This window comes from Megasphaera cerevisiae DSM 20462 (assembly GCF_001045675.1).
GTDB classification, from domain to species: Bacteria; Bacillota; Negativicutes; order Veillonellales; family Megasphaeraceae; genus Megasphaera; species Megasphaera cerevisiae.
In genome coordinates, this window is the sequence record NZ_LEKT01000037.1 from 1 (window position 1) to 13,312 (window position 13,312).

Sequence of the window (13,312 nt, forward strand, 5' to 3'; positions counted from 1 at the left end):
ATCCGTAGAGGATGTCATATTCAGTGAAACAGGCGTATCGCGCACAGTAGACGCGATGGGCCGTGTTGGCGTGTCCATTCGCGGTGCCGAACCGCGTCACACCCTGATCCTCGTCGACGGACAAGCCGTCATGGGGGACTTTGCCAAATACTACGGTGCTGGGGACGAGCTCCTGCGTCAGGGCACGGAAAACGTGGAGCGCATTGAGATCATCCAGGGCGCGGCGTCGGCGAAATACGGCGCGGACGCTATTGGCGGTGTCATCAATATCATCACCCGCAAGCCCGCGAAAACCGCCGGTATGGAAGTCAATGTAGAAGGCAGCCGTGTTAAGGGAGACAGCGACGTCTTTCCTTATCAAAATGTCTTCCTCCGTGCTGACAGCGGACAAATGGGCAAGGTTCGGGCTACGATTTTCGGCAGTAAGAGAGATGTATTGCCTATTTATGATAACGGTGATTTGAAATTATTGCCACCCAGCATCATGACGACGGATCTAGGCAATTACAAAAATTCCCTGCGCTATTACGGCACTATTTCCAATGTGGGGCTGGCGGCTGAATACGATGTGAACGATCACAATACGATTGCCTTCAATGCCAATCATTACAAAGAAGACCTGAAGAAGGATACAAAGCATACGAATATGATCTTCGAACCGTATCAAAAGTTCAAGCGCACAGCCGACCGCAATACCTACGGCTTGTCGTGGAAGGGGAATAATCAGGGCAGTACGGACTGGAACGTAGAACTGAACTATGCCCGCATGAATGAAGACGATATTACCGTAACCAGCGATTATCAGAAATCCATTTACGAAGGCAAGAATACGCTGAACTATATCGACGATATTGATCACCGCCAGTACGACTTCAAGGCCAGCGCTAATACACAGGTCAATGACCAGCATATGCTGACTTACGGTGTGACCTATACCTATGAAAAGGGTGAAGGAAGCCGCCTGAAAGGTGCGCCTGATACATATCAGCAAGCTATCGATCCCTGGGACTATGACAAGAGCCTGGGTGTCGATGAAAAAACGAGGCAACCTAGTTCGACTGTCCATGATTATATTTATATAAAAAATAAAAACAACATTCCTAAATGGGATTCTGATTATGAATATTATGGCTATAATATTCATAATGCTAATACACAAATGCCGGATTTTACGTATGATGATTTTCTACGATATGATACTGGGGGTTGGTTTAGTACAATAAATGCAATTGCGACGGATACTGCGAAGGATGCGAATGGCAAGACTGCTATGGAGCGATATATGGCTTTTTATGATAAATTAAAAAAAGAAGGGGGGAATGTTGGTTTACCTGCAGTGAGTCCGATTTCTTATTATAGAGGTGACAATGTTTTTAATGGAAAAAAATTTCAAGAAATATATATAGACCAGAAAAATCAACAGACTATTGGAAAAGCCAACATCCGTAAACAGAGTGTATTTCTTCAGGATACGTGGCAGATCAATCAAAATACTATTCTGTCGCCTATTATCCGCCTCGATCACAGCAGCCTCTTTGGTTCCACCGTCACCGCCAATATGGGCATGACCCATAATTTAAGCGGTAACAGTCACCGCCGTCTGAAAGCGAACTTCGGCACAGGCTATACGGAGCCGGGTATGGGCGAACTCTATTATAACTGGGAAATGTACAGCGGCAGTGCGGCAGGGTTGGGGACAGGCCGGCTGGGCTGGTACTGGATCGGCAATCCCGATCTGAAGCCGGAAAAGTCCGTCAATATCGATCTGTCTGTGGAGGGAGAAAATGCCCATACCTATGCCCGGGCCGGATTATTCTATAATCGCATTCGCAACTATATGACCACCTATTTTACAGGAAATCTTCTCGACTTCCACCCTGAATATAATGAGAAAAATACGGCTGGTCAATGGAAATTTATGAATCCGCCCGATATGATTTACAGCTTCAAAAATATCGGCAAGGCGGAAATCACGGGTTTTCAAGCCTCTGTAGAACAGAAATTCGGCAATCACTGGAAGGGAAAACTAGGCTATGCCTGGCTCCATGCCGTCAACAAGAGCGATCCCGATATGCCCCGCCAGCTCCTGGACAAACCCCAGCACAAGGTCGATATCGGTATCTCTTATGACAATGTGAAAAGTGGTTGGAGCGGTGTTCGTTGTGGGGAGATTATTATATCAACATGCTGGACAGCAATTCTGTAGCCGGTAACGGCAATTACATGACCTCTTATAAAGATCCGAATGGAGACGTTACGGGAAACTCAGCGATTATTAAATACAACTTTGCCGAAGGAGGCAAGCAGACCTACCAGAAGAAGACCTTCGGTATCTGGAATGTCATCGTCCAGAAGAAGCTGGACAAGGATTCCCTCGTCTATTTCGGCGTCGATAATATTTTCAACCATCGCGATTATGACCGGGCCTTGCAGGAACGGGTCTATAAAATGGGCTTCAACATGAAGTTCGGTTACGATGGACATAAGAAAGAGGAAAGTAAAAAGTCCGTTGTAACGAATGCCGTTGCAGGATGGCAAGGAACGGGTGTGGCAGGGAAAGATGGGAACGCCGGTGTCATTGAACATGGCAAGGCCGTTGTAGGCGGAACGGCAAGTGCGGTTGCAGAACAGAGTGTACAGCGCGATGCCTTTATTACGGCACCCTTTGACGTGGACAAGAAGCCCGGCGTGGAACTGATCGGCGACTATCAGGTCCGCTGGAACGTCCACGGCGGCAGCGACAAGCCGGTGGCTACGGTGACGGCGACGACCCATGTAGGCGATGCGGCAAAGAATATGCTCGATCAAAAGGAACACGGCTTTGAACAACGCCTGCGCTTGGGAGTTGACGCCCGCATTGGCGACAATACCAATGTCACCGTCCTGGGCAGTGCATCTGGCATGAGCGGCGTCGACACGAAGCACGATATCAGTGACTCCAAAGGCCTGAACCATCAGCGTCTCGACACTATCGACGTGACTCAGCATGCGGACAAATGGGACTTCTCCATTGGCCGTCTTACGGAATCCATGGGCGTCACAGGCTATTGGTTTGGCAAGGAATACGACGGTGGCCGCGCCGTCTGGACCAGCGGCAAAAATCAGGTCCGTCTGGGCTACGGCGATTTCAGCTCCAGTACTGGCATCAATGATTCGGCGTATACCCACGCCACACGGCAGACCTTTTATCGGGCGCCGACAGCTGATGAATTTGTAGGATTTCCATATTATGGAAAGGAAGAAACGATTATAGAAAATGCACCGGATACAATCCAGTTTTTTCAGCAATTAAAGAATGCCAAAACCGTGAAGGAACAAAATGCTATTGTCGAGAAAATGTATAAATTGATGAAAAAGGCTTTTGGTGATAATTGTTTAGATCCCCAAGGACAAAATAGAAATATTATTGTGCAAGGTGGAAAAGCCTCATATATTTATATAGATAAAAGTGGGATTCCACAAATGGGGACCATAAATGGTCATTCAATTAAAATCAGATGTGAAAGTGCACCAGTTGAACTATTAGAAGGAGATGGGACAGCATTTATTCATAGTTGGATAAAACAAAATCAGGTGGATTTAATGGAGGAATATACTGCTTCCGCACGGGAGTATTGCAAAAAAAATGGATATGATTTTGTGGGATGGAAGACGTCTACTTCTCTGATAGATGAAATTGATCATTCTATGATTAATCGTAATTATACAATCAATAATGGAGTGCCCATAGGTCCACTGGTGGCAAACTCTAGTATAAAATTATCATGGGTTGCCAAACAATATTTTTCTAGTATTAACTATAGTTTAAATTGGTTAGTAACCCAGGGGAGTAAATTACCCATAGAAGTATTGGGGAATGTAACGGGTCTTTGTGTGAAGGTAAATGGTACTGCTCTACAAAAAGACACGATCCCGGCCATCGAACGGGCCGCCTACATCCAGGCGAAGCATTCCTTCTCGCCGGACTTCGGCGTCATGGCTTGGTATCTGCGCTCCACCGGCGACGACAATCACTCCTTTGCAGCGGCCCACGGCGATGTGAATGATATCGCTTCCTTTGACCAACTGGCCAACGTCTTCGGCGTTGGTGCCCAGTGGCATGTCGGCGACAAGGCTACGGTCTCCCTGGATTATGGCCAGAATCGCACGGACTTTGGCCGTTATATGAACGGTCATACGATCTACGAAAATCATGAAGCGGGCAACTCCACCTTTGACTTCGGCGGCCGAGCCGCCGGTGGTACGCCCCACTTCTGGGTGGCCCGCGTCGACATCGGCAAGAGTGATACGGATAAGCCCGGCAGCTGGAATGCCTTCGCCGACTACAAATACTTCCAGCACGGTTCCTTCTTCGGCGGCAACGGCACGGAGGGCGTCCCCGACCGCTACCTCGACGGCATCAAGAGCTTCACCGTCGGCGGCGGCTACGTCCCGGCCAAAGACATCCTCCTGGAAGCGTTCTATACCTTTGACGCTAAGGGCATCGGCAAGCGGGATACCCTCTACGGCAGTGAAAACTTCAGCCTGGGGGACTATACGAGAATCCAAGCCACCTTCCGATTCTAAGTGCGGCAGCTTGCAGGCGGCAGGGCCGGGTTCCATGAATGGAACCCTACGCGTTTTCAATAAATAGGATTTCCCTACGAATCGGCAAGGTCCCGGCAGCACATCGTGACAACCGAATCATGCTCATGGGGTGCCCCTGTCCCCGTCCCTTCGTAGGGGCGTCCATTCATGGCGCCCGCAAACAGGAACCGGTACAAAGCGGTCCGTGTACATGGGTATTCCACATAGCCGGCCCAGGTTATCTGCTGATACCTGGCAGCCTGCTGTTTATACGCAGCATGTCTGCCGTATCATATAGGCCCTGCGTTACCTCATTTCTGCAAGGGCCGCATCATTTTCTCAAAAGGGACCGGGAGATCGGTCCCTTTTTGTTGAATAGCCTGGTAGGCACAGAAAGCAAAAAATGACATGACATAGTGACCTTTTTACTATATCCTGTCATTTTGCTATCATTACGATTGCAAATAGAGAAGAATCGGTGTCCGATCACTGAATGCAGCTGTCAAGCAAAAGCAGACACAAATAAAAAACACATTCAAAACCCCAATTCGGTCTTGTACTGGATTGGGGTTTTGAATGTCCGTTGGCGCTCCGGTTCTTGACATGGAGCGAATTATGGTATAATGAGAATGAATCCTTGAGAAGGCGCGGGAGGCGTAGACAGAGACCGGATTGGTGTGCAAGAGTCCCGGGTATCTGTTCTTACAGCCTTTTTTACTCGCTTACCAAGCTGCTCCAAAGAGGTGCGATAGATAAGCAGAAAAAGCACTGACCAGATATGTTTTAACGGCGATATATTGACAGTGGCTGCAGGGCATCGTATAATTGGTTATACCATTAATGGTATAACCAATTATACGATAGAGGGATGGCTATGGAGTCTAAAAAGAGTGCCAGAGAGATTGCGGCGTCGTATCTGCTTTCACAGATCAAGAGCGGCGTGCTGCATCCGGGCGATAAAATCATGAATGAACGGAGTTTGGCACAGCAGCTGGGAATCAGCCGCGTGCCGCTGCGAGAGGCGATCGTATCATTGTCGGCGCTGGGTATATTGGAATCCCGGCAGGGCAATGGTACTTTTGTTAATCGCAGCCGGTCGGCAACGCTGGCACAGATTATCATGGCGTATGGATTATTTGAACATGCCCTTGTGGATGAAGTATTTGAAGCGCGAATTTTGTTTGAAGCCGATGCTGCCAAGCTGGCGGCGGTACACAGGACCCCAAAGGATATGCAGCTTTTGCATGATATTATGAAAAAGCACGGAGCGGCGGTGGACTTGTATTATGCCGGGACGATCTCTGTCGAAGAAATGCTGGAGTATGACGGGGCGGTTCATTTGGGAATTGCCGCTGCGTCGCATAATCACTTTATTGTACAGATGGTGGAGGCTGTTCGCTTGGTCACGCTGGACAAAGGATTGTTTCGGAGGGAATATACGCTCAACACCCAGCATTTCAGGGATTCCGTCGAGAGCCATCAGCGCATTGCTGACGCAATCGGGCAGGGTGATGCCGGCGCGGCCTACGATTTGATGCAGGCCCATATTCGTCATGTGCAGGCCGCATTGGATCTGGATGTGTTCAGGCGTATGGAAAAGGATTGACAGGCATTCGAGAAGGAGGAATTTTTATGTATGATGTGACGCTGCAGAACGGTGTCAGTATGCCGGTTCTGGGATTGGGAGTATATAAGACGCGCACGATGGAGGAAATGCAGCATGCTGTAGATAGTGCTGTCGATGCGGGATACCGGTCATTTGATACGGCTCAGATGTATCAAAATGAGGAACTTCTCGGAGCGGCTTTAGCGCATGCCTCTATTTCCCGGAACGACATGTTTATTACCAGTAAAATTGATCTGCCCAATATGAGCCGGGACGGTGTGGCTATATCGTTTGCTGAAAGTTTGAAAAAATTGCAGACGGTATATCTGGATTTGCTGTTGGTGCATTGGCCAGGCCAGCAGCCGCTGCGGCTGCAGGAGGTATGGGCGGCTATAGAAGATTTGTATGATCAGAAAAAAGTCAGAGCTATCGGGGTGTGCAACTGCACGGAAAAGCATTTGGACTGGATCCGGGAGACTTGCCGTATCCTGCCTATGGTCAATCAGATAGAACGGCAGCCCTTGCTGAATCAGAAGGTATTGTTTTCATACTGCCGCCGCTTGGGGATTCAGACAGAAGCATGGTCGCCGCTGCTGAGGGGCAATTTTAATATCCCGGAAATCGTGTCTCTGACTGACAAGTATCATAAAACGGCGGCGCAGATTATTTTGCGGTGGGATATTCAAAGCGGCTATGTCGTTATTCCCAAATCAGTTCATCGGGAACGGATTTTTGAAAATGCCGGAATTTTTGATTTTATGCTTGCCGAAGAAGATATGGCGTTGATTGATTCATTGGATACAGGCTATACGACGGGATGGGATTTGGATACCTTTGAGTATTGAGGGAGGAGACTATGATATTTGCCAACAGCACGTGGAAAATCACCTTTGTCGCCGTCCTGATAGGAATCGGCATGGCTATGGCCGGCTGCGGCAGTCAAGCTAGTGAAAAAACAGCGGCCCCTGCCGCTGTTGGGGAAAAAACGCCGGTCCGATCCGAAGGAACCGTCGATATTTCTTTTTTGTATACGGCACAGAACGGAATTGCGTCCAATCAATTTGCCGTATGGATAGAGGATTCGGAGGGGAAGTATATTAAAACATTATATGTTACCCAGTTTGCCGGTACGGGTGGATATGCCAAACAGCAAGATGCCATCCCGATGTGGGTTGCTAAGTCACAGGTCAGGGAAGGGAAGACTGCAGAGATAGATGCCGCTGCCGGTGCTACGCCCTTGCCAGGTGATCAGAAGTTTGTCTGGGATTGTACCGGCAAGGATGGGCAGCCGGTACCACAGGGGGAATATATGTATGTCGTGGAGGGATCGCTGCGATGGAAAAATCATGTGGTCTATTCGGGGACTATTCAGGTAGGAAGTACACCGAATGCGTCTAAGGCGACGGCTCAGTATGAAGGTGGCAGTACAGCTGAACGAGGCATGATAGGAACTGTTCAGGCCGTGTATACGCCGGCTGCGAAAAATAGCTGATACGATAAAGCAGCGCGGGGAAGGTTTCTCAGCGCTGCTTTTCTGCTGTACCGGCAACACCGGTAATGACCGGCGCCCGGTAATAATCCAAAAGGCCCTTGCGGCAGGCCGGCGAGTGGAAACAGAGCGATTGTATATCCGTGCTTTTTATATCATGCGCCAATACTGTTTTTTCCCAGGCGGCAAGCGTTCCTTGTGATTTTCCGGGATGGGTGATGATTGGCAGGAATGCTTTGGCCTGCCTGATAAAGGCGGCGCCCTGCGGCGACAGTCCCAGCAGACGGCCGTACGGCGGCCCCGCCTGTCTGAGCGCCGCCATATCCTGCCGGGGAATAGCAAGAACCGTATAGGCGCCCATGCGTTTCAGGCGACTGCAGGAATAACGACGTGTTTTGAGCAGTGACAGGGCCTGCGGCCAGGAAGCGGCCTGTGTCAGGCAGCGGTACCAGCGGTTTTCCAGTCCTTCGGAAAAAGCCGGCAGGCTCTGCAGCGTGTGAGGCGTAAGGGTGCGTCCGCAATATAGCAGCAGGTCTTCGTAGCGCCTGTAGTCGGTATAGCGGCCTTGTGATAGAAGGTCCCGAATGTCACCGTATACGGCTTCCGGCACATAAGGACGGAGCGCACCCGCTCCGTCGCCGCTTGTGATCATACGGCGCAGGGCCGAGGCGCTGGCAAAGGAGCCGGCTGTCTGCAGAGTGTCATGCCGGACGGTACGGCTTACGGGGACAAATTGCATGCCCGGCGCGTAGCGCAGTATTCCCTTGACGTATTCCAGCGCCAGCAGTGCATTGGGATGGGCTAAGAGGGCGCTGATTTTGGGCGGAACCTTGCGGGAGATTTGGTCTGTCAGGTATTGACCATAGGTACGGCCCCTGTCGTCGACGACGGTTTGGTCAGCTAGGGTCAGCGCTGCCCGGGCGAGGATGTAAAAGTCGCGGGCCGTGCCCTGCTCGACGCCGCAGGACAGGTGGGTGCAGCCCAGTTTTCCTGCGAGCCGCACGGCACCGGTTCCAAAGGCTTCGGCACTGGACAGGGCACAGAGTGCCGGCAGCTCGATGACACAGTCGGCACCGGCATTCAAGGCCCAGGCCGCGCGGGTCCATTTGTCAAACAGGGCCGGTTCGCCGCGCTGGACAAAGGAGCCGCTCATAATGACGGCAATAACTGCATCAGAGCCAAAGGTACCGCGCAGGTTTTGAATCATATATTTATGTCCGTTGTGGAACGGATTGTATTCAGCAATAACGGCAATAGAATTCATGCGTTCTCCTGTGTATAAGGATATAAAAGAACTATACATTATTATAATTATTATAATATAAGTCTGGCAATAAATATATCACATATCTGCCGGATTTTTCCTTTTTATCAATACGGGAATATGCTATAATAATCATAGTCTGTAGAAAGCATGATAGGTGATTGTATGAAAATGTGGAAACGATTCGCGGCAGTAGTCCTGACGGCGGCAGCCGTCCTGCTGGCCGGCTGCGGTAATGTAACGATGCTGCAAGAATACAGTTTTGGGTATGTCCAGCTGAAAACAGGAGATTCAGAGGTATATCTCATGAGTCCCTTTGATCTTGCGCACGTACAGCGTCAAAACGGTGAGGGCATGATGTATGTCAATAATGATAAGCATATCAACATTATTGTTGTGTCGGAGCCTTCCAGCGAGGGAACACCGCAGGCGATGGCGGAAAAGGATGTTGCGATGCTGAAACAGACACCGGATATTACAGATCTGCAAACGAAGGTCGCTGATGCGACGGTGAGCGGCAGAACGGCGGTGACAGGGGTATATACCTATGATGAGCCACTGAACGGTCAGAAAGCAAGCCTTGTCGTAAAGAGTCTCTTCTTTGAAGATAATGGTCAGGTTTGGCATGTCATGTATATGTATCGGAAGGGCGATGCAATGGGTGAAGAAGTGACAAACCATATTTTTGGCCAGCTAAAATAATTTAGAAAAATGAAAGAGGGTACATTTCATGATCGTATTGGTTGTAAACTGCGGCAGCTCGTCCTTGAAATACCAGTTGGTAAATATGGACAATGAAGAAGTCATGGCAAAGGGGTTAGTTGAAAAAATCGGGCTTCCTGATTCTCAGCTGACGCATAAGTGGAATGGTCAGAAGAAGGTCGTTCAGCAGTCCATACCGGATCATCAGGTGGCGGTCAAACTGGTGCTGGATAGCTTGACTGATGCCGGCTGCGGTGTCATCAAAACTATGGATGCGATTGATGCGGTAGGCCATCGGGTCGTCCATGGAGGAGAAGAATTTGCCTGCTCCACGCTTATTAATGATGAAGTTATGGCGGCTTTGGAAAAATGCTCTGCCTATGCGCCGCTGCACAATCCACCGAATATTATCGGCATCAATGCCTGCAAGGCGATTATACCTAATGTTCCGCAGGTAGGGGTCTTTGATACGGCGTTTCATCAGACTATGCCGCCTAAGGCTTTTATGTATGGCCTTCCATATGAGTTGTACAAGGAAGATGGTATTCGCCGGTATGGCTTCCACGGTACGAGCCATCGTTATGTAGCCGGTCAGGTTGCCAAGGTGATGGGTGTTCCCGTTGAAAAACTGCGCATCATCAACTGCCATTTAGGTAATGGTTCTTCTTTGGCAGCTATTAAATATGGCAAATGCATTGATACGACGATGGGTTTTACACCGCTGGCAGGCGTGCTGATGGGAACCCGCTGCGGAGATATTGATCCGGCTATCGTTACCAGCGTCATGGAAAAACATGGCCTTTCCACCAAAGAAATGGATGCGTTGATGAATAAAAAATCCGGTGTTCTCGGTATTTCCGGTGTTTCCAGCGATTTCCGCGATCTTGGCGATGCAGCTTCCAAGGGCAATGAACGAGCCCAACTGGCTCTTGATATGTTCCATTATCAGGTCCGCAAACTCATTGGCGCATTGGCTGCTGCTATGGAAGGTGTCGACGTCATCACCTTTACTGCCGGCGTAGGCGAAAATGGGATTGATGATCGGGCCGCTATCTGCCAGGGTCTGGAATATCTGGGTGCCAAGCTGGATGCGGAACGGAATGACGTACGCGGTAAGGATACGCTCATCAGTACGGATGATTCGACAGTCAAAATGTATGTCATCCCGACGGACGAAGAAATCATGATTGCCCGTGATACGAAGGAATTAGTATCTAAATAATTGTGATCAGTGCAAGTATTGTGGAGTGAAAAAACGTGAATCTGTTATATTGGGATATAGACGGAACGCTGCTGAATACTGGCCGGGCAGGGCTCTACGCCATTGAGGAAGTGTTTCACGCCATACAGGGAGATGCTGTGCCGGTACCGCATATCACTGCCGGCGGACGGACAGATAATTATATTTGTCAGCAGCTGTTGTATAAGGCTAATGGCGTGATGCCGACGGATAAAGAAGTCAGCGCGTTTTGCCGGGGCTATGAAACGCATTTGCTGAAATGGCTGAAGGCTAGACAGGAGGAAGGCGTCGTGTTTGCGCCTGCCAGGGATTTACTGGTGTTTTTTTCACAGCGCCGTGAGTACCGGCAGCTTCTCCTGACGGGAAACAGCCTGTATGGGGCACGCATGAAGCTGGATTTTTTCGGCCTTTCCCAATATTTTGATTTCGAACACTCGGGCTTTGCCTGTGATTTTTACTATCGCAATGATCTGGCACGTCATGCCTATACTATTGCTGAAAAAGCATGGGGCGATCAGATTGATGAGGTATATGTCATTGGTGATACGCCATATGATATTCAGTGCGGCAAGGCTATCGGAGCTAAGACGATATCTGTGGCGACAGGGCATTATACGTGTGAGCAGCTGGCTGCGCATCAGCCGTGGAGACTGTTGCCGCAGCTTCCGGAGCCGGACTATTTTTTGAAGCTGCTGGAAAGCAGCCGCTGATCAGGTTGTAGTAAAATAACGCTCTCTGAATTCTTAGAAATTCAGAGAGCGTTATTTGCTTTTTATTGTGCGTTTGGATTTTGCCTGAATACATCTTGGCGGAATACAGGCTATTTATTCAATTTCCACGTATTTTCCAGGACACGGAAGTTGAGACCGTTCCATTTTTTCTGGATATCGTCCATCGTCACATAGGTAGCATACAAGAGATTATTGTGCTTTTGAGAGGCTTGTTCCAGCTGGGCCATGCGCGTCTGCTGGATGTGGGTTTGTTCAGCCAGCTGGCTGACCTGATATTGCAGGACTATGATCCATATCCCTTGAATCACAGATAATGCGATAATGGAAAAGAATACTGCAGCAAGGAGCTTTTCTGTTCCCAGCAAGGATTTCCAACGGCTGAGAAGTGATTCTTTCTGCAGCGTAAATTCGTGATCCGGATCTTCCGGCTGGCCGGATATCCGATGGGGCGACAGAGAAATAATGCACCGGATTATCTTTTCACATACATGCAACGATGGCACTACCTTTCTAATATGAATTTACAAGGCTTAGAGATTGGAAATAACTCTTGCTTTATTCCGGACAAAGTCAAGCCATAACTGTGCTGCATGAGACAGGTAATGTCCGCGTTTCCAGATAACATACAGTACATGCATGATTTCTGGTTCTACAAGAGGGCGGACGACAACGGATTCGGAAACGCGGGGTGAGCTTTCTTTTGTCGGGCACAAGCGGCTCGGCAGCAGAGCGACGCCCAGATTTGCGACGACCGTCTGAATCATGAGGTCACGCTGGCTTGTTTCAAAAACGATTTTGGGCTGAAAGCCTATTTTTTTACAGTGCTGAATGATTTCGTCATGCAGGTTGAAATCATCACGGTATAATACCAGCGATTCATTGGCCAGCTTTTTCAGGGGAATCGTTTTTTCCTTGCTCAGAATATTATCCCGGTGGATGATGACGTTCATCGGGTCCTGCGTTAGAAAGAAGGATTCAAAATCCTTTTCCTTGGGCTGTGTGCATACAATGCCCAGATCGATAAGCCCTTCCTGTACACTGATTTCGACTTTTTTAGAGCCGTGTTCATACAAGTCCAGCTCGATCTGCGGATATTCCTGTTTGAAGGCTCCCAGCAGATTGGCGAAGATAGGCGCGCCGGTAATAGGGGGAAGGCCGATGAGAACCGTACCTTGTTCCAATTTGAACTCATTTTCGAAATCTGTTTTTAAGTGTTCGAACATGAACACGACCCTTTTAGCATGCGTAAGAAATATAGTACCGGCATCAGTTAATTCTACGGCTTTCGCGTTACGCATGAACAACACGACTCCCAGTTCTTCTTCCAGAGCCTTGATGGTGCGGCTGATGGCGGACTGCGAAATATGCAGGGTTCGTGCGGCTTTACTGAATGATTTTTTGTCGGCAACTTCTACAAAATATTTAAGATGATGAAAATCCATAATGCCACCTCCTGTATAATAAATACTCAAACGGTATACGTTTACAAAATAGCACAAAACAATGTTTAAAACGGTATCACAATCCTATTGAATTTAAATTTTCTAAGGAATATAATTACCTTGTAGGAAAAAGTTACAAAGTCGTTCGGATGTGATGGTCAGAGATCAGGAATGTATTGATGTGCAAATTTGTAATACATCGTCCACATAATTATAGTATTACATATTTAGAATAATATCAATACTTTTTTTGAATATTATCTGTACCTTCC

Annotated in this window: 12 protein-coding genes; 9 read left to right on the top strand and 3 right to left on the bottom strand. The window is 48.7% G+C overall.

Going from position 1 to position 13,312, the window contains the following annotated elements; translation table 11 throughout:
• The 6 genes from AB840_RS15800 to AB840_RS10410 all read left to right on the top strand — a co-directional run.
• Positions 1–2,206, top strand: a 2,206-nt coding sequence (locus AB840_RS15800) for a TonB-dependent receptor plug domain-containing protein (protein WP_152669415.1), incomplete at its 5' end; no start/stop codon positions are given.
• Positions 2,161–4,566, top strand: coding sequence for a hypothetical protein (locus AB840_RS15805; protein ID WP_152669416.1), 2,406 nt, complete (start codon positions 2,161–2,163; stop codon positions 4,564–4,566). The genes AB840_RS15800 and AB840_RS15805, both read left to right, overlap by 46 nt.
• A gap of 38 nt (positions 4,567–4,604) precedes the next feature.
• Complete coding sequence (locus AB840_RS10395) at positions 4,605–4,973, top strand: hypothetical protein (protein ID WP_048514780.1); 369 nt, start codon at positions 4,605–4,607, stop codon at positions 4,971–4,973.
• A 467-nt stretch (positions 4,974–5,440) separates the two neighbouring features.
• On the top strand, positions 5,441–6,172 hold the full coding sequence (locus AB840_RS10400) for a FadR/GntR family transcriptional regulator (protein ID WP_048514781.1): 732 nt from the start codon (positions 5,441–5,443) through the stop codon (positions 6,170–6,172).
• A 26-nt stretch (positions 6,173–6,198) separates the two neighbouring features.
• Complete coding sequence (locus tag AB840_RS10405) at positions 6,199–7,017, top strand: aldo/keto reductase (protein WP_048514782.1); 819 nt, start codon at positions 6,199–6,201, stop codon at positions 7,015–7,017.
• 11 nt (positions 7,018–7,028) lie between these two features.
• Entirely contained in the window at positions 7,029–7,664 is a 636-nt protein-coding gene (locus tag AB840_RS10410; RefSeq protein ID WP_048514783.1) for a DUF2271 domain-containing protein, read from the top strand.
• A gap of 28 nt (positions 7,665–7,692) precedes the next feature.
• Here AB840_RS10410 and AB840_RS10415 read toward each other — a convergent pair whose 3' ends face one another.
• Positions 7,693–8,925 (bottom strand): tRNA(Met) cytidine acetate ligase, encoded by a 1,233-nt coding sequence (locus AB840_RS10415; protein WP_048514784.1) that lies wholly within the window; start codon positions 8,923–8,925, stop codon positions 7,693–7,695.
• Positions 8,926–9,096: 171 nt separating this feature from the next.
• On the opposite strand from AB840_RS10415, the gene AB840_RS10420 reads away from it, so the two are divergent.
• The 3 genes from AB840_RS10420 to AB840_RS10430 are packed head-to-tail and all read left to right on the top strand — an operon-like array spanning position 9,097 to position 11,577.
• Positions 9,097–9,627 (top strand): hypothetical protein, encoded by a 531-nt coding sequence (locus AB840_RS10420; RefSeq protein WP_234984870.1) that lies wholly within the window; start codon positions 9,097–9,099, stop codon positions 9,625–9,627.
• 28 nt (positions 9,628–9,655) lie between these two features.
• A complete protein-coding gene (locus tag AB840_RS10425) occupies positions 9,656–10,849 on the top strand; it encodes an acetate kinase (RefSeq protein ID WP_048514786.1) in 1,194 nt (397 codons plus the stop codon).
• Between the two features lie 35 nt (positions 10,850–10,884).
• Positions 10,885–11,577 (top strand): HAD family hydrolase, encoded by a 693-nt coding sequence (locus AB840_RS10430; protein ID WP_048514787.1) that lies wholly within the window; start codon positions 10,885–10,887, stop codon positions 11,575–11,577.
• A 110-nt stretch (positions 11,578–11,687) separates the two neighbouring features.
• Here AB840_RS10430 and AB840_RS10435 read toward each other — a convergent pair whose 3' ends face one another.
• Together AB840_RS10435 and AB840_RS10440 are read right to left on the bottom strand one after the other, a co-directional pair.
• Positions 11,688–12,092 (bottom strand): hypothetical protein, encoded by a 405-nt coding sequence (locus AB840_RS10435; protein ID WP_048514788.1) that lies wholly within the window; start codon positions 12,090–12,092, stop codon positions 11,688–11,690.
• A 36-nt stretch (positions 12,093–12,128) separates the two neighbouring features.
• Positions 12,129–13,040 carry a LysR family transcriptional regulator gene (locus AB840_RS10440; protein WP_048514789.1) on the bottom strand — a complete coding sequence of 304 codons (912 nt, stop codon included), beginning with the start codon at positions 13,038–13,040 and terminating at the stop codon, positions 12,129–12,131.
• Between the last annotated feature and the right edge of the window lie 272 nt (positions 13,041–13,312).

What these genes read in the sequence shown, in the direction of transcription:
- AB840_RS10395 (WP_048514780.1), top strand. Translation starts at nt 4,605, where the DNA reads ATGGAACCCTACGCGTTTTCAATAAATAGGATTTCCCTACGAATCGGC.
- AB840_RS10400 (WP_048514781.1), top strand. Translation starts at nt 5,441, where the DNA reads ATGGAGTCTAAAAAGAGTGCCAGAGAGATTGCGGCGTCGTATCTGCTT.
- AB840_RS10405 (WP_048514782.1), top strand. Translation starts at nt 6,199, where the DNA reads ATGTATGATGTGACGCTGCAGAACGGTGTCAGTATGCCGGTTCTGGGA.
- AB840_RS10410 (WP_048514783.1), top strand. Translation starts at nt 7,029, where the DNA reads ATGATATTTGCCAACAGCACGTGGAAAATCACCTTTGTCGCCGTCCTG.
- AB840_RS10415 (WP_048514784.1), bottom strand. Translation starts at nt 8,925, where the DNA reads ATGAATTCTATTGCCGTTATTGCTGAATACAATCCGTTCCACAACGGA.
- AB840_RS10420 (WP_234984870.1), top strand. Translation starts at nt 9,097, where the DNA reads ATGTGGAAACGATTCGCGGCAGTAGTCCTGACGGCGGCAGCCGTCCTG.
- AB840_RS10425 (WP_048514786.1), top strand. Translation starts at nt 9,656, where the DNA reads ATGATCGTATTGGTTGTAAACTGCGGCAGCTCGTCCTTGAAATACCAG.
- AB840_RS10440 (WP_048514789.1), bottom strand. Translation starts at nt 13,040, where the DNA reads ATGGATTTTCATCATCTTAAATATTTTGTAGAAGTTGCCGACAAAAAA.